The following is a 15,771-nucleotide window of genomic DNA, read 5'->3' on the forward strand; positions in this document are numbered from 1 at the left end:
GTGTCACTTTCGCTTTGGCAGCAGTGTCTTGCCCGATTGCAGGATGAGTTACCAGCCACAGAATTCAGTATGTGGATCCGCCCGTTGCAGGCGGAACTGAGCGATAACACGCTGGCTTTGTATGCGCCAAACCGTTTTGTGCTCGATTGGGTAAGGGACAAGTACCTTAATAACATCAATGGACTGCTGAACGATTTCTGCGGGTCAGATGCCCCACAGCTGCGCTTTGAAGTGGGTACAAAGCCGGTCACCCAAACCGTTCGTGAAACCGTAAATGTGGCCGCGCCTGCTCAGGCTGTACCCGCGCCGGCCCCTCGCGTCGCACCGGCTCGTCAGGGCTGGGATAACGTCCCTGCACCGGCAGAGCCCACCTACCGCTCTAACGTTAACGTTAAACACACGTTCGATAACTTCGTTGAAGGTAAATCGAACCAGCTGGCCCGCGCGGCGGCTCGTCAGGTTGCCGATAACCCAGGCGGCGCCTATAACCCGCTGTTCCTTTATGGCGGTACGGGTCTGGGTAAAACGCACCTGCTGCATGCGGTGGGTAACGGCATTATGGCGCGTAAGCCTAATGCGAAAGTGGTGTATATGCACTCCGAGCGCTTCGTTCAGGACATGGTAAAAGCCCTGCAAAACAATGCGATCGAAGAGTTTAAACGCTATTATCGTTCCGTTGACGCCCTGCTGATCGATGACATTCAGTTTTTTGCCAATAAAGAACGATCGCAGGAAGAGTTTTTCCACACCTTCAATGCCCTGCTGGAAGGTAATCAGCAGATCATTTTGACCTCGGATCGTTATCCAAAAGAGATCAACGGCGTTGAAGATCGTCTGAAATCCCGCTTCGGCTGGGGCCTGACCGTGGCGATCGAGCCACCGGAGCTCGAAACCCGCGTTGCGATCCTGATGAAGAAGGCCGATGAGAACGACATTCGCCTGCCGGGTGAAGTCGCGTTCTTCATTGCCAAACGTCTGCGCTCCAACGTGCGTGAGCTGGAAGGGGCGCTGAACCGCGTTATCGCCAATGCCAACTTTACCGGTCGTGCGATCACCATCGATTTTGTGCGTGAAGCCTTGCGTGATTTGTTGGCATTGCAGGAAAAACTGGTCACCATCGACAATATTCAGAAGACGGTGGCCGAGTACTACAAAATCAAAGTGGCAGATTTGCTCTCTAAACGTCGTTCCCGCTCCGTGGCGCGACCGCGTCAGATGGCGATGGCCCTGGCAAAAGAATTAACCAACCACAGCCTGCCGGAAATCGGCGATGCGTTTGGTGGTCGTGACCATACGACCGTGCTGCATGCTTGCCGCAAGATTGAGCAGTTACGCGAAGAAAGCCACGACATTAAAGAAGATTTTTCCAATTTAATCAGAACCCTATCATCGTGACGCTATGAAATTTACCGTTGAACGTGAACATTTATTAAAACCGCTGCAACAGGTGAGTGGCCCATTAGGTGGCCGCCCAACGCTGCCTATTCTCGGAAACCTGCTGCTTCAGGTCGCGGACGGTACGCTGTCGCTGACCGGCACGGATCTGGAAATGGAAATGATCGCGCGCGTTACGCTGACTCAGCCGCACGACGCGGGCGCGACCACTGTTCCGGCACGTAAATTCTTTGATATCTGCCGTGGGCTGCCGGAAGGCGCGGAAATTGCGGTACAGCTGGAAGGCGACCGTATGCTGGTGCGCTCTGGCCGCAGCCGTTTCTCGCTCTCCACCCTGCCTGCGATTGACTTCCCGAACCTCGACGACTGGCAGAGTGAGGTTGAATTTACCCTGCCGCAGGCGACGATGAAGCGTCTGATTGAAGCCACGCAGTTCTCAATGGCGCATCAGGACGTTCGTTACTACTTAAACGGCATGCTGTTCGAAACCGAAGGTGAAGAGCTGCGTACCGTAGCAACCGACGGCCACCGTCTGGCCGTGTGCTCCATGCCGATTGGCGTTTCCCTGCCTAACCATTCGGTGATCGTGCCGCGTAAAGGCGTGATTGAGCTGATGCGCATGCTCGACGGCGGCGAAACGCCGCTGCGCGTGCAGATTGGCAGCAACAACATCCGCGCCCACGTGGGTGATTTTGTCTTCACATCGAAGCTGGTTGACGGCCGTTTCCCGGATTATCGCCGCGTGTTGCCGAAGAATCCGGACAAAACGCTGGAAGCGGGTTGCGACAGTCTCAAGCAGGCGTTTGCGCGTGCGGCCATTCTCTCCAACGAGAAATTCCGCGGCGTGCGCCTGTACGTGAGCGAAAACCAGATCAAAATCACCGCGAACAACCCGGAGCAGGAAGAGGCAGAAGAGATTCTGGACGTCACCTACGCCGGGACCGAAATGGAAATCGGTTTTAACGTCAGCTACGTGCTGGATGTGCTCAATGCACTGAAGTGCGAGAACGTTCGCATTCTGCTGACCGACTCCGTTTCGAGCGTACAGATTGAAGATGCGGCCAGCCAAAGCGCGGCTTATGTTGTCATGCCAATGAGACTGTAATGTCGCTCACCCGTCTGTTGATCCGCGACTTTCGCAATATTGAAAGCGCGGATCTCGCTTTATCCCCTGGCTTTAATTTCCTGGTTGGCGCAAACGGCAGCGGAAAAACCAGCGTGCTGGAAGCCATCTATACGCTCGGCCACGGTCGGGCGTTTCGCAGTTTGCAAATCGGCCGCGTGATCCGCCATGAACAAGAGTCTTTTGTTCTCCACGGGCGTTTGCAGGGCGAGGAGCGGGAAACCGCCATCGGCCTGAGCAAGGACAAGCTGGGCGACAGCAAGGTGCGCATCGACGGCACCGATGGCCACAAGGTGGCAGAGCTGGCGCTGTTAATGCCGATGCAGCTGATTACGCCCGAGGGGTTTACTTTACTCAACGGCGGCCCCAAATACAGAAGAGCCTTCCTTGACTGGGGATGCTTTCACAACGAAGCCGGTTTCTTTAACGCCTGGAGCAACCTGAAGCGTCTGCTCAAGCAGCGTAACGCTGCGCTGCGCCAGGTAACCCGTTACGCCCAGCTGCGCCCGTGGGACATGGAACTCATCCCTCTCGCGGAACAAATCAGCCGCTGGCGTGCCGAATACAGCGCAGGTATCGCTGAAGACATGGCTGACACCTGCAAACAGTTTTTACCCGAATTTTCTCTCACCTTCTCCTTCCAGCGCGGCTGGGAGAAAGAGACGGATTATGCCGAGGTGTTAGAGAGAAGCTTCGAGCGCGACCGCATGCTGACCTACACCGCGCACGGCCCGCACAAGGCGGATTTCCGCATTCGTGCCGACGGTGCGCCGGTGGAAGAAACGCTGTCGCGCGGGCAGCTCAAGCTCCTGATGTGCGCGCTGCGTCTGGCGCAGGGGGAGTTTTTAACCCGCGAGAGCGGGCGGCGCTGCCTGTATCTGATAGATGATTTTGCCTCGGAACTTGATGACGCGCGGCGCGGGCTGCTTGCCAGCCGCTTAAAAGCCACGCAGTCACAGGTTTTCGTCAGCGCGATTAGCGCTGAACACGTTATGGACATGTCGGACGAAAATTCGAAGATGTTTACCGTGGAAAAGGGTAAAATAACGGATTAACCCAAGTATAAATGAGCGAGAAACGTTGATGTCGAATTCTTATGACTCCTCCAGTATCAAAGTCCTGAAAGGGCTGGATGCGGTGCGTAAGCGCCCAGGTATGTATATCGGTGACACCGATGACGGCACCGGTCTGCACCACATGGTATTCGAGGTTGTGGATAACGCTATCGACGAAGCGCTCGCGGGTCACTGTAAAGACATCGTGGTGACCATCCATGCGGACAACTCCGTATCCGTCTCCGATGATGGTCGTGGCATCCCAACCGGTATTCACCCGGAAGAGGGCGTATCTGCTGCGGAAGTTATCATGACCGTTCTGCACGCAGGCGGTAAGTTCGATGATAACTCCTATAAAGTTTCCGGCGGTCTGCACGGCGTAGGGGTTTCCGTAGTTAACGCCCTGTCGCAGAAGCTGGAGCTGGTTATCCAGCGCGAAGGCAAAATCCATCGTCAGATTTACACCCATGGCGTGCCGCAGGCACCGCTGGCTGTGACCGGCGATACCGACAAAACCGGTACCCTGGTGCGTTTCTGGCCGAGCCATGAAACCTTCAGTAATGTTACTGAATTTGAATACGACATTCTGGCGAAACGCCTGCGTGAACTCTCCTTCCTGAACTCCGGCGTGTCTATTCGCCTGAAGGATAAGCGTGACGGCAAAGAGGACCACTTCCATTACGAAGGCGGTATCAAGGCGTTCGTCGAGTATCTGAACAAGAACAAAACGCCAATTCACCCAAATATCTTCTATTTCTCCACGGAAAAAGACGGTATCGGCGTAGAAGTGGCGCTGCAGTGGAACGATGGTTTCCAGGAAAACATCTACTGCTTCACCAACAACATTCCACAGCGTGACGGCGGTACTCACCTTGTTGGCTTCCGTACGGCGATGACCCGTACCCTGAACGCCTACATGGACAAAGAAGGCTACAGCAAAAAAGCGAAAGTCAGCGCCACCGGTGACGATGCCCGTGAAGGTCTGATTGCCGTGGTCTCCGTGAAGGTACCGGATCCGAAGTTCTCCTCTCAGACGAAAGACAAGCTGGTCTCTTCTGAGGTGAAATCGGCGGTTGAGCAGCAGATGAACGAACTGCTGAGCGAATACCTGCTGGAGAACCCGTCCGACGCGAAAATCGTGGTGGGTAAAATTATCGATGCAGCGCGTGCCCGTGAAGCGGCGCGTAAAGCCCGTGAAATGACCCGTCGTAAAGGCGCGCTGGACCTGGCAGGCCTGCCGGGCAAACTGGCTGACTGCCAGGAGCGCGACCCGGCGCTGTCCGAACTGTACCTCGTGGAAGGGGACTCCGCGGGCGGTTCTGCGAAGCAGGGCCGTAACCGTAAGAACCAGGCTATCCTGCCGCTGAAGGGTAAAATCCTCAACGTTGAGAAAGCCCGCTTCGACAAAATGCTCTCTTCTCAGGAAGTGGCAACGCTGATCACCGCGCTGGGCTGCGGCATTGGCCGCGACGAGTACAACCCGGACAAGCTGCGCTATCACAGCATCATCATCATGACCGATGCGGACGTCGACGGCTCGCACATTCGTACGCTGCTGTTGACCTTCTTCTATCGTCAGATGCCTGAGATCGTTGAGCGCGGCCACGTCTACATTGCACAGCCACCGCTGTACAAAGTGAAAAAAGGCAAGCAGGAACAGTACATTAAAGACGACGAAGCGATGGATCAGTACCAAATCGCGATCGCCCTTGATGGTGCAACCCTGCACGCGAACTCCCACGCGCCAGCGCTGGCCGGCGAGCCGCTGGAACGTCTGGTGTCCGAGTTCAATGCGACGCAGAAAATGATCACGCGTATGGAACGTCGTTATCCGAAAACGCTGCTGAAAGAGCTGATTTACCAGCCAACGCTGAACGAAGCCGATCTGAGCGACGAGCAGACCGTGACCCGCTGGGTGAACGCCCTGGTGACCGATCTGAACGAGAAAGAGCAGCACGGCAGCATGTGGAAATGCGATATTCAGCAGAATGCCGATCACCAATTCGAGCCAATTATCCGCGTGCGTACCCACGGCGTGGATACCGACTACCCGCTGGAGCACGAGTTTGTGACCGGTCCGGAATATCGTCGTATCTGCACCCTCGGCGAGAAGCTGCGCGGCCTGATCGAAGACGATGCGTTTATCGAACGTGGCGAACGTCGTCAGCCGGTTGCCAGCTTCGAGCAGGCGCTTGAGTGGCTGGTGAAAGAGTCCCGCCGTGGCCTCGCTATCCAGCGTTATAAAGGTCTGGGAGAGATGAACCCGGACCAGCTGTGGGAAACCACCATGGATCCGGAAAGCCGCCGCATGCTGCGCGTCACCGTTAAAGACGCGATTGCAGCGGATCAGCTGTTCACCACCCTGATGGGTGACGCGGTTGAACCTCGTCGCGCCTTTATCGAAGAAAACGCCCTGAAAGCGGCGAATATCGATATCTAATCGTCGTTATACCGTACGAAAACTGGCCGCGCTTTTAGCGCGGCTTTTTTGTGGGCGCAGGCATATCCAGCGACATCATGGACGGTAAACGACTCGCCAGCGTATCTATAGCCATTCTTACCCTCAGCGGCAGGTGCGGCGTCTGCTGCCACACCGCATGAACGTCGAAACGCACATCCGGGGCCTGCTTCATGAGCGGGACGAGTTTACCCTGGTGAATATCGTTGACGGCCATCCAGCAGGGCAGCCACGCAATGCCGTGTCCGGCGAGCGCAGCGTCGCAGATCGCCTGTAAATCATCCATGTTGAGCGACGATCGGGGTGTAAAGGTTCGAGACGTTCCTTCGCTGTCCATCAGCTGCCAGGGTAATACTCTTCCTGCACGCAGATAGTTAATGGCCGTATGCTGGGATAAATCATCAACGCTTTGTGGCTGGCCTTTCTTCAGAAGATACTCCGGCGCGGCGCACAGCACCATGCGGTGTTCCCCCAGCTTTCTGGCGACCAGAACGCTGCTGTCCTGAAGCGTGCCGTTGCGCACCGCCATATCAAACCCTTCCTCCACCAGATCCACCACGCGGTCGCTGAATGACATTTCAAGCTCAAGCCCGGGGTGTTCCTGCGCCAGTTCAATCAGCAGCGGGGCGACGCACTGGCGGCCAAACAGCACCGGCATGGCAACGCGCAGGCGGCCAGTGACCTGCTGCTTTCCTGTTTCAAGCAGCGATTCCGCACCACGGATCTCCTCCAGCGCGCGCAGGCAGCGTTCATAAAAAAGGGCGCCGCTATCGGTCAGACTCTGGCTGCGGGTGGTGCGGTGAAAAAGACGTACCCCCAGCCGCTCTTCAAGGCGGGCGATGCTTTTTCCCACCGCCGAGCGCGACAAATGCAGGCGAACTGCGGCCTGAGCAAAACTGCCGGCCTCAACGGCGGCCACAAAAACAGGAATATCCTTCAGCGTATCGGTCATAGATTGTATCGATTATGGCGTCAATGAAGAGAAAACTTATCGCCACTGGCGATCTTTAGTCAACGGTAGACTGTCAGTACAGAAGCTCATCTGATGGCAGGAGAAATAAAATGACAGAGACAATGCAACGCTGGTCCATGGACGCTCTCGGGCGCGAGAGCCTCAGGCTGACGCAGGCACCCGTTCCACAGCCCGGTCCGGGCGAAGTGCGCGTACGGGTGAATGCCGTTGCGCTTAACTACCGGGATAAAATGGTTGTTGAAGGCACGATGCCGATCCCGCTTTCCTTCCCGTTTACCCCGGCGTCTGATATGGCGGGCGTGGTGGACCGCATTGGTGAAGGCGTTACGCGCTTCAAACCCGGCACACGCGTCATTTCAACCTTCTTCCCTGAGTGGATCGACGGTAAGCCGCAGGCGGACGCGCGCAATTTGCCCTATAAAACGTCCGGCGGATACTTCCAGGGCATGCTGGCCGAGTATGTGATTGTGAAGGAAGACGCGCTGGTGGCCTCCCCGAAAACCCTGGATGACGCCGAGGCCAGCACGCTACCCTGCGCAGGGCTTACCGCATGGTTCGCGCTGGTGGAACGCGGCCAGCTGCGCGCCGGGCAATCGGTGCTGGTGCAGGGGACGGGCGGCGTGGCGCTCTTTGCTTTGCAAATCGCAAAAGCGCACGGCGCAGAGGTTTTTGTCACCTCGGGGAGTGATGAAAAACTGGCGCTGGCCAAAAAACTGGGGGCTAAGCAGGGCATTAACCGGCTGAAGGGCGACTGGGCTGAAAGTACGCTGGCCCTCACCCAGGATCGCGGCATCGACCATATTATTGAAACCGTGGGGGGTGAGAACCTGAGGCATTCCCTGCGCGCCGTTGCCGTTCACGGGCGTATATCGGTGATTGGCGTGCTGGCCGGAACGGAGATTACGCTCTCAGCTGGCGAACTGCTGCTGAAATCCCCCGTCATTCAGGGGATTGGCGTAGGGCACCGTCGGGCGCTGGAAGATTTCGTCCGCGCCGTGGACGTGACCGGACTGAAACCTGTGATCGAACATCGCTACCGTTTTAACCAGCTCGAACAGGCGTTTGAACACCTCGATCGCGGGGCGTTCGGTAAAATCGTGCTTACCCGCGAGTGAGTCAGCGCTCCCCGGGATTTGCGTAAAAGAGGTTTTCTGCTGCGCAATGTAGCTCTATTTTTGTGGGCTTAATCGCGTTAGCATGAGGCAGCACTCATTTATCCCGGGGATCTCATGGCTATCAAACTCATTGCAATCGATATGGACGGCACGCTGCTGCTGCCAGACCACACTATCTCTCCTGCCGTTAAAAACGCGATCGCCGCCGCACGCGAAAAAGGTGTGAACGTGGTCCTGACCACCGGTCGTCCGTATGCGGGCGTGCACAGCTACCTGAAAGAGCTGCACATGAATCAGCCGGGCGACTACTGCATCACCTACAACGGTGCGCTGGTGCAGAAAGCGGCAGATGGCAGCACGGTTGCGCAAACCGCGCTGAACTACGATGACTACCTGTTCCTGGAAAAACTGTCCCGCGACGTCGGCTCCCACTTCCACGCGCTCGATCGCAACACGCTCTATACCGCCAACCGCGATATCAGCTACTACACCGTGCATGAATCCTTTGTCGCGACGATCCCGCTGGTGTTCTGCGAAGCCGAGAAGATGGACCCGGCGACCCAGTTCCTGAAAGTGATGATGATCGACGAGCCTGAGATCCTGGATAAAGCCATCGCACGCATTCCGGCAGAGGTGAGAGAGAAATACACCGTGCTGAAAAGCGCGCCATACTTCCTCGAAATCCTCGATAAACGCGTCAATAAAGGCACCGGCGTAAAATCGCTTGCTGATGCGCTGGGGATCAAGCCGGAAGAGATCATGGCGCTGGGCGATCAGGAAAATGACATCGCGATGATTGAATTTGCAGGTATGGGCGTGGCGATGGATAACGCTATTCCGTCGGTGAAGGAAGTGGCCAACTTCGTGACCAAGTCTAATCTGGAAGACGGCGTTGCCTACGCGATCGAGAAATTTGTGCTGCAGTAACGCTTATTTTTAATCATCAGCCTCGGTTATCAACCGGGGCTTTTTTTTGCGCTGAATTTATCGAATTGTTCTTTTTGTGATCTGGATTGTAGTACAACATTAAATGATTGTACTACATTACCACCACGACAAAGACGAAAGGCTTCACGTTTGTACTGCAAAAGTGAGGCGAAATTCGGCGGTCACGGTAAAGTAGTGATGGACATACAGAGCACAAGGACTCTCCATGACTCTCAATAAAACCGATCGCATTGTCATTACGCTGGGCACCCAGATTGTGGGCGGCAAGTACGTTCCCGGCTCGCCGCTGCCGGCAGAGGCTGAGCTGTGCGAGGAGTTTGAAACCTCGCGCAACATCATCCGGGAAGTTTTCCGCTCGCTGATGGCGAAGCGGCTGATTGAAATGAAGCGCTATCGCGGCGCGTTTGTTGCCCCGCGCAACCAGTGGAACTACCTCGATACCGACGTACTGCAGTGGGTGCTGGAAAACGACTACGACCCGCGGCTAATCGGTGCGATGAGCGAAGTCCGAAACCTGGTCGAACCGGCCATCGCCCGCTGGGCGGCTGAACGCGCAACCTCCGGCGATTTGGCGCAGATCGAGTCGGCTTTAAACGACATGATCGCCAATAACCAGAACCGGGAGGCGTTCAACGAGGCGGATATTCGCTATCACGAAGCGGTGCTGCAGTCGGTGCATAACCCGGTATTACAGCAGCTTAGCGTGGCGATCAGCTCGCTACAGCGGGCGGTATTTGAACGTACCTGGATGGGCGATGAGGCCAATATGCCAAAAACGCTCCAGGAACATAAAGCGCTGTTCGATGCGATACGGCATCAGGACGGCGATGCGGCAGAGCAGGCGGCCCTCACGATGATCGCCAGCTCGACACGAAGGCTGAAGGAAATCACATGACATCTCGCTACATCGCAGTTGACTGGGGATCGACCAACCTGCGCGCCTGGCTTTACCAGGGCGAGCAGTGCCTGGAGAGCAGGCAATCAGAAGCAGGCGTGACGCGCCTGAACGGTAAATCCCCCGCGGCGGTGTTAGCAGAGGTCACACAACACTGGCGCGATAGCGCCACGCCGGTCGTGATGGCGGGAATGGTAGGCAGCAACGTGGGCTGGAAGATAGCGCCTTACCTGCCTGTTCCTGCCCATTTCTCCGCGATTGGCGAGCAGTTAACGTCCGTTGGCGACAATATCTGGATTATTCCCGGCCTGTGCGTCTCTCGCGACGATAACCACAACGTGATGCGCGGCGAAGAGACGCAGCTGCTTGGCGCGCGCACGCTTTCTCCTTCTTCTGTCTACGTCATGCCCGGAACGCACTGCAAGTGGGTCCAGGCCGACGCTGAGCAAATCCACGATTTTCGCACCGTGATGACCGGCGAACTGCACCACTTGCTGCTCACCCATTCGCTGGTTGGGGCCGGCTTGCCGGAGCAAGAAACCTCGTCAGAGGCGTTTGCCGCCGGGCTTGAACGTGGAATCGCTTCTCCTGACGTTTTGCCACAGCTTTTTGAGGTTCGCGCCTCGCACGTGCTGGGAAATCTCCCGCGCGAGCAGGTTAGCGAGTTTCTCTCTGGCCTGCTGATCGGCGCAGAGGTCGCCAGCATGCGCGATTTCGTCGCGCACGAGCAGGCCATCACGATTGTCGCCGGCGCATCGCTGACGTCGCGCTACGTGCAGGCGTTTCGCGCCGTAGGGCGTGATGTTGCAACGGTATCCGGCGACACGGCATTTCAGGCAGGAATAAGGAGCATCGCCCATGCAGTGGCAAACTGATCTTCCCCTCATCGCGATTTTGCGCGGCATCACGCCAGATGAGGCGTTAGCCCACGTCGGCGCGGTTATCGACGCCGGGTTCGACGCGGTAGAAATCCCACTCAACTCTCCGGAATGGGAAAAAAGCATTTCGGCCGTGGTGGAGGCGTTCGGCGATAAGGCGCTGATTGGCGCAGGAACCGTCTTACAGCCGGAGCAGGTGGACAGGCTGGCAGAGATAGGCTGCAGGCTTATCGTCACGCCCAACATCAATCCTGAGGTGATCCGCCGTGCGGTAGGTTACGGCATGACCGTCTGCCCGGGATGCGCTACCGCCACAGAAGCGTTTACGGCACTTGATGCCGGCGCGCAGTCGCTCAAAATTTTCCCGTCATCGGCGTTTGGACCGGACTACATCAAAGCGTTGAAAGCGGTATTGCCCGCCAGCGTGCCGGTCTTTGCCGTGGGCGGCGTAACGCCAGAAAACCTGGGCCAGTGGATGAGCGCGGGCTGTGTGGGCGCCGGGCTGGGCAGCGATCTGTATCGTGCCGGGCAGTCCGTGGAACGTACCGCACAGCAGGCGGCAGCATTTGTGAAAGCGTATCGAGAGGCAGTGAAATGAAAATAACCAAACTCACCACGTACCGTTTACCCCCGCGCTGGATGTTCCTGAAAATCGAAACCGATGAAGGGGTCGTGGGCTGGGGCGAGCCGGTGATAGAAGGACGTGCGCGCACCGTAGAAGCGGCGGTGCACGAGCTGGGTGAATACCTGATTGGTCAGGATCCGGCGCGCATCAACGACCTGTGGCAGGTGATGTACCGCGCGGGCTTCTACCGCGGGGGCCCGATCCTGATGAGCGCCATCGCCGGTATCGACCAGGCGCTGTGGGATATCAAAGGTAAAGTGCTGAACGCGCCGGTCTGGCAGCTAATGGGCGGCCTGGTGCGCGATAAAATCAAAGCCTACAGCTGGGTCGGCGGCGACCGCCCTGCGGAAGTGATCGACGGCATCACGCAGCTGCGCAACATCGGCTTTGATACCTTCAAGCTCAACGGCTGCGAAGAGATGGGGATTATCGACAATTCACGCGCGGTAGACCGGGCGGTCAATACCGTGGCGCAAATCCGTGAAGCCTTCGGCAACGAAATTGAGTTTGGTCTGGATTTCCACGGCCGCGTCAGCGCGCCGATGGCCAAAGTGCTGATTAAAGAGCTGGAGCCGTATCGCCCGCTGTTTATCGAAGAGCCGGTGCTGGCCGAGCAGGCAGAGTACTATCCGAAGCTGGCTGAACAGACCCACATTCCGATCGCGGCGGGTGAACGCATGTTCTCGCGCTTCGAGTTCAAGCGCGTGCTGGAAGCGGGCGGCATTGCGATCCTGCAGCCGGACCTCTCCCACGCGGGCGGCATCACCGAATGCTACAAAATTGCCGGGATGGCCGAAGCCTACGATGTGGCGCTGGCGCCGCACTGTCCGCTCGGGCCGATCGCGCTGGCGGCCTGTCTGCACGTCGACTTTGTCTCCCGCAACGCCGTGTTCCAGGAACAGAGCATGGGGATTCACTATAACAAGGGCGCGGAGCTGCTCGATTTTGTGAAAAACAAAGAAGACTTCAGCATGGAAGGCGGTTTCTTTAAACCGTTAACGAAGCCGGGCCTTGGCGTAGAAATTGACGAAGCCAAAGTCATTGAGCTGAGTAAACATGCGCCGGACTGGCGCAACCCGCTATGGCGTCATGAAGATGGCAGCGTAGCCGAATGGTAAATGCGCGTCATACTTCGCGCTGGTGATGCGTTGGCTGCGTTTTCTTACCCCGGTCACATACTTTTGTATGCTCCCGGGGATGCGAAAACTTGCCGCCTTCCCCCAGCACGAATTATTTAGCGCATTCCGTTTACGTTTTTAACTAAAAAAACCAAATACACCCTCTGTAAATTACAGGGCATGGTGAGCGGCTTCGCTATGCCCAAAATCTGGAGACAGATTGCGATGGATATTCCAGTTACCGCTACAAAAACCGGGCGTCGCCGCTACCTGACGCTGATTATGATCTTTATTACCGTGGTTATTTGTTACGTGGACCGCGCCAACCTTGCCGTGGCATCGGCCCATATTCAGGAAGAGTTTGGCATCACCAAAGCGGAGATGGGCTACGTCTTCTCGGCGTTTGCCTGGCTGTATACGCTCTGTCAGATCCCGGGCGGCTGGTTCCTTGACCGCGTGGGTTCACGTCTGACCTACTTTATCGCCATTTTCGGCTGGTCCGTGGCGACGCTGTTCCAGGGCTTCGCGACCGGGCTGATGTCGCTGATTGGCCTGCGCGCCATCACCGGTATCTTCGAAGCGCCCGCGTTCCCAACCAACAACCGCATGGTAACCAGCTGGTTCCCGGAACACGAGCGTGCGTCTGCCGTCGGCTTTTACACCTCCGGGCAGTTTGTTGGCCTGGCGTTCCTGACGCCGCTGCTGATCTGGATCCAGGAGCTGCTGAGCTGGCACTGGGTGTTCATCGTCACCGGCGGGATTGGCATTATCTGGTCGCTGATCTGGTTCAAGGTTTACCAGCCGCCGCGTCTGACCAAAAGCATCACCAAAGCCGAACTGGACTACATCCGCGACGGCGGTGGCCTGGTGGACGGCGATGCGCCGGTGAAAAAAGAGGCGCGCCAGCCGCTGACTAAAGCGGACTGGAAGCTGGTCTTCCACCGTAAGCTGGTGGGCGTTTATCTGGGCCAGTTCGCGGTGACCTCCACGCTGTGGTTCTTCCTGACCTGGTTCCCGAACTACCTGACCCAGGAAAAGGGGATCACGGCGCTGAAGGCGGGTTTTATGACCACCGTGCCGTTCCTCGCGGCGTTTTTCGGCGTGCTGCTCTCGGGCTGGCTGGCCGATAAGCTGGTCAAAAAAGGCTACTCGCTGGGCGTGGCGCGTAAAACGCCGATTATCTGCGGGCTGCTGATCTCCACCTGCATCATGGGCGCAAACTACACCAACGATCCGGTGTGGATTATGACCCTGATGGCGGTGGCGTTCTTCGGGAACGGTTTCGCCTCTATTACCTGGTCGCTGGTGTCGTCCCTTGCGCCGATGCGGCTGATTGGCCTGACCGGCGGCGTGTTCAACTTTGTCGGCGGGCTGGGCGGGATTACCGTACCGCTGGTCATCGGCTACCTGGCGCAGGACTACGGCTTCGGCCCGGCGCTGGTCTATATCTCTGCCGTGGCGCTGATCGGGGCACTCTCCTACATCCTGCTGGTGGGCGATGTGAAACGAGTAGGCTAATCCCTGCGGATGTTTTACCCTGATGCACTCACCGTGCATCAGGGTATCCCCATGAAACAAATCACCTTCGCTCCCCGTAACCATCAGCTCACCAATATTAATACCTGGACGCCGGACAGCCAGTGGCTGGCCTATGACGTGCGCCCGTCCGGCGCGTCGTTTACCGGCGAAACCATCGAGCGAGTTCATGTCAGTACGGGTGAGGTCGAGGTGATCTATCGCGCCACTGACGGCGCGCATGTTGGCGTGGTGACCGTTCATCCCGCACAGGACAAATACGTCTTTATCCACGGCCCGAAAAACCCCGATGCCGGCTGGCAGTACGATTTTCACCATCGTCAGGGGGTGATTACGCATAACGGTCAGACGAGCAATCTTGACGCGATGGATATCACTGCACCCTACACCGCAGGCGCGCTGCGCGGCGGCAGCCATGTGCACGTCTTTAGCCCAAACGGGCAGCTCGTCAGCTTCACCTATAACGACCACGTGCTGCACGAGCGCGATCCGAAGCTCGATTTACGCAACGTTGGCGTGGCGGCGCCTTTCGGCCCGGTGAACCCACAGGGGAATCATCCACGTGAATATCCGGGCACTTTCTGGAGCGTGCTGGTCAGCAGCACCACGCCGACCCCACGGCCGGGCAGCGATGAGATCAACCGCGCGTACGAAGAGGGCTGGGTAGGTAATGACAGGCTGGCGTTTATCGGCGACACCCTTTCTGAAAAGGGCGAAAAAGTGCCCGAGCTGTTTATTGTGGAACTCCCTCAGGGCGAGCAGGGCTGGAAGCGTGCGGGTGATGAACCCCTGCAGGGAACACCAGCGACCCTGCCTGCGCCGCCGGCGGGCGTTGTGCAGCGACGGCTAACCTTTACCCATAAGAACGCGTATCCGGGGCTGGTGAACGTGCCGCGCCACTGGGTGCGCAGCAATCCGAGTGGAACGCAGATTGCATTTCTGATGCGTGATGAAAACGGTACGGTTCAGCTGTGGTTAATCTCACCCGAGGGCGGCGAGCCGCGCCAGTTAACCCATACGGAGAGCGGTATTCAGTCTGCGTTTAGCTGGCACCCTTCCGGGAACATGCTGGGGTTCGTGCTCGAAAACCGGATCGCCTGCTGTGATGCGCAAACCGGAGAGGTGACGTTTTTGACGTCCGAGCACGCCGGTGCACCGTCTGCAGACGCGATCGTTTTTTCCCCTGACGGGCAATTCATTGCGTGGATGGAAGAGACAGAGGGTTTCCGCCAGCTGTGGCTAACGGAAACCGCTAAGAACTAACGCGGCGGCAGTGCAGCGGGTGGGATAATGGCGTTAGTGGCCAGATTTTCCTGCTCGCTTTTCTCCACGCGCGAGCGCACGGAGCTATCCGTTCGGAACATGTCCCACGGCAGCAGGAGCGTATCAGCAACCGCTGTAAAAGGCATATCCAGAATGACCAGGGATTTGGTTCCCCAGTTTGTATCGTCATCGGAGATCATCGCCGCGCTGGCGCGCGTCCCCGGATATGTTCCTTCTTTACCGCCGGTGTGAGACATCACGCTCGAGCACCCGCAAAGTAAAACAACCCCGCCGAACGTCGTCAGCTTTATCAGAACATTTTTCATCATCATTCAGTCATCGTTAATGGTACTGCATCGACCTACAACTGAGGGTTATAGCGAGCCTTG

At 57.3% G+C, this 15,771-nt stretch carries 14 protein-coding genes; 12 read left to right on the plus strand and 2 right to left on the minus strand.

Features of this window, described 5'->3' with window-relative positions; all coding sequences use genetic code 11:
* From dnaA to gyrB, 4 genes are read left to right on the plus strand one after another with little or no spacing between them, the layout of a single operon-like run.
* Complete coding sequence (gene dnaA / locus D5067_RS00005) at window positions 1-1,395, plus strand: chromosomal replication initiator protein DnaA (RefSeq protein ID WP_119936466.1); 1,395 nt, start codon at window positions 1-3, stop codon at window positions 1,393-1,395.
* Window positions 1,396-1,399: 4 nt separating this feature from the next.
* Window positions 1,400-2,500 (plus strand): DNA polymerase III subunit beta, encoded by a 1,101-nt coding sequence (dnaN, locus tag D5067_RS00010; RefSeq protein WP_119936465.1) that lies wholly within the window; start codon window positions 1,400-1,402, stop codon window positions 2,498-2,500.
* On the plus strand, window positions 2,500-3,573 hold the full coding sequence (gene recF, locus D5067_RS00015) for a DNA replication/repair protein RecF (protein WP_119936464.1): 1,074 nt from the start codon (window positions 2,500-2,502) through the stop codon (window positions 3,571-3,573). The genes dnaN and recF overlap by 1 nt, the downstream gene beginning before the upstream one ends.
* Window positions 3,574-3,601: 28 nt before the next feature.
* Window positions 3,602-6,013 (plus strand): DNA topoisomerase (ATP-hydrolyzing) subunit B, encoded by a 2,412-nt coding sequence (gene gyrB / locus D5067_RS00020; protein ID WP_119936463.1) that lies wholly within the window; start codon window positions 3,602-3,604, stop codon window positions 6,011-6,013.
* A gap of 34 nt (window positions 6,014-6,047) precedes the next feature.
* On the opposite strand, the gene D5067_RS00025 is transcribed toward gyrB, so the two are convergent.
* The gene (locus D5067_RS00025; RefSeq protein WP_119936462.1) at window positions 6,048-6,983 is read right to left on the minus strand and encodes a LysR family transcriptional regulator; all 936 of its coding nucleotides are present in this window, start codon (window positions 6,981-6,983) and stop codon (window positions 6,048-6,050) included.
* A 110-nt stretch (window positions 6,984-7,093) separates the two neighbouring features.
* On the opposite strand from D5067_RS00025, the gene D5067_RS00030 reads away from it, so the two are divergent.
* From D5067_RS00030 to D5067_RS00065, 8 genes are all read left to right on the plus strand, one after another.
* Entirely contained in the window at window positions 7,094-8,119 is a 1,026-nt protein-coding gene (locus tag D5067_RS00030) for a zinc-dependent alcohol dehydrogenase family protein (protein ID WP_119936461.1), read from the plus strand.
* A gap of 114 nt (window positions 8,120-8,233) precedes the next feature.
* A complete protein-coding gene (gene yidA, locus D5067_RS00035) occupies window positions 8,234-9,046 on the plus strand; it encodes a sugar-phosphatase (protein WP_119936460.1) in 813 nt (270 codons plus the stop codon).
* A gap of 226 nt (window positions 9,047-9,272) precedes the next feature.
* Window positions 9,273-9,962, plus strand: coding sequence for a D-galactonate utilization transcriptional regulator DgoR (dgoR, locus tag D5067_RS00040; protein WP_003861109.1), 690 nt, complete (start codon window positions 9,273-9,275; stop codon window positions 9,960-9,962).
* A complete protein-coding gene (locus tag D5067_RS00045) occupies window positions 9,959-10,837 on the plus strand; it encodes a 2-dehydro-3-deoxygalactonokinase (protein WP_119936459.1) in 879 nt (292 codons plus the stop codon). Before dgoR ends, D5067_RS00045 begins: the two co-directional genes overlap by 4 nt.
* Complete coding sequence (locus tag D5067_RS00050) at window positions 10,821-11,438, plus strand: 2-dehydro-3-deoxy-6-phosphogalactonate aldolase (RefSeq protein WP_119936458.1); 618 nt, start codon at window positions 10,821-10,823, stop codon at window positions 11,436-11,438. The genes D5067_RS00045 and D5067_RS00050 overlap by 17 nt, the downstream gene beginning before the upstream one ends.
* Complete coding sequence (gene dgoD / locus D5067_RS00055) at window positions 11,435-12,583, plus strand: galactonate dehydratase (RefSeq protein ID WP_119936457.1); 1,149 nt, start codon at window positions 11,435-11,437, stop codon at window positions 12,581-12,583. The genes D5067_RS00050 and dgoD overlap by 4 nt, the downstream gene beginning before the upstream one ends.
* 180 nt (window positions 12,584-12,763) lie before the next feature.
* Window positions 12,764-14,101 carry an MFS transporter gene (locus tag D5067_RS00060; RefSeq protein WP_080460193.1) on the plus strand — a complete coding sequence of 446 codons (1,338 nt, stop codon included), beginning with the start codon at window positions 12,764-12,766 and terminating at the stop codon, window positions 14,099-14,101.
* A gap of 51 nt (window positions 14,102-14,152) precedes the next feature.
* The gene (locus tag D5067_RS00065) at window positions 14,153-15,382 is read left to right on the plus strand and encodes a YidR family protein (protein WP_210433796.1); all 1,230 of its coding nucleotides are present in this window, start codon (window positions 14,153-14,155) and stop codon (window positions 15,380-15,382) included.
* Here the strand turns inward: D5067_RS00065 and D5067_RS00070 are convergent.
* Window positions 15,379-15,711, minus strand: a complete 333-nt coding sequence (locus D5067_RS00070) for a YceK/YidQ family lipoprotein (RefSeq protein WP_119936516.1) — start codon at window positions 15,709-15,711, stop codon at window positions 15,379-15,381. The two genes, D5067_RS00065 and D5067_RS00070, sit on opposite strands and share 4 nt — an antisense overlap.
* Window positions 15,712-15,771: the final 60 nt, after the last annotated feature.

This window comes from Enterobacter huaxiensis (assembly GCF_003594935.2).
Classification (GTDB): Bacteria; Pseudomonadota; Gammaproteobacteria; order Enterobacterales; family Enterobacteriaceae; genus Enterobacter; species Enterobacter huaxiensis.

Coding starts and splice junctions, on each gene's coding strand:
- gyrB (WP_119936463.1), top strand. CDS start 3,602: ATGTCGAATTCTTATGACTCCTCCAGTATCAAAGTCCTGAAAGGGCTG.
- yidA (WP_119936460.1), top strand. CDS start 8,234: ATGGCTATCAAACTCATTGCAATCGATATGGACGGCACGCTGCTGCTG.
- D5067_RS00025 (WP_119936462.1), bottom strand. CDS start 6,983: ATGACCGATACGCTGAAGGATATTCCTGTTTTTGTGGCCGCCGTTGAG.
- D5067_RS00065 (WP_210433796.1), top strand. CDS start 14,153: ATGAAACAAATCACCTTCGCTCCCCGTAACCATCAGCTCACCAATATT.
- recF (WP_119936464.1), top strand. CDS start 2,500: ATGTCGCTCACCCGTCTGTTGATCCGCGACTTTCGCAATATTGAAAGC.
- D5067_RS00060 (WP_080460193.1), top strand. CDS start 12,764: ATGGTGAGCGGCTTCGCTATGCCCAAAATCTGGAGACAGATTGCGATG.
- dgoR (WP_003861109.1), top strand. CDS start 9,273: ATGACTCTCAATAAAACCGATCGCATTGTCATTACGCTGGGCACCCAG.
- D5067_RS00050 (WP_119936458.1), top strand. CDS start 10,821: ATGCAGTGGCAAACTGATCTTCCCCTCATCGCGATTTTGCGCGGCATC.
- dnaN (WP_119936465.1), top strand. CDS start 1,400: ATGAAATTTACCGTTGAACGTGAACATTTATTAAAACCGCTGCAACAG.
- D5067_RS00045 (WP_119936459.1), top strand. CDS start 9,959: ATGACATCTCGCTACATCGCAGTTGACTGGGGATCGACCAACCTGCGC.
- dgoD (WP_119936457.1), top strand. CDS start 11,435: ATGAAAATAACCAAACTCACCACGTACCGTTTACCCCCGCGCTGGATG.
- D5067_RS00070 (WP_119936516.1), bottom strand. CDS start 15,711: ATGATGAAAAATGTTCTGATAAAGCTGACGACGTTCGGCGGGGTTGTT.
- D5067_RS00030 (WP_119936461.1), top strand. CDS start 7,094: ATGACAGAGACAATGCAACGCTGGTCCATGGACGCTCTCGGGCGCGAG.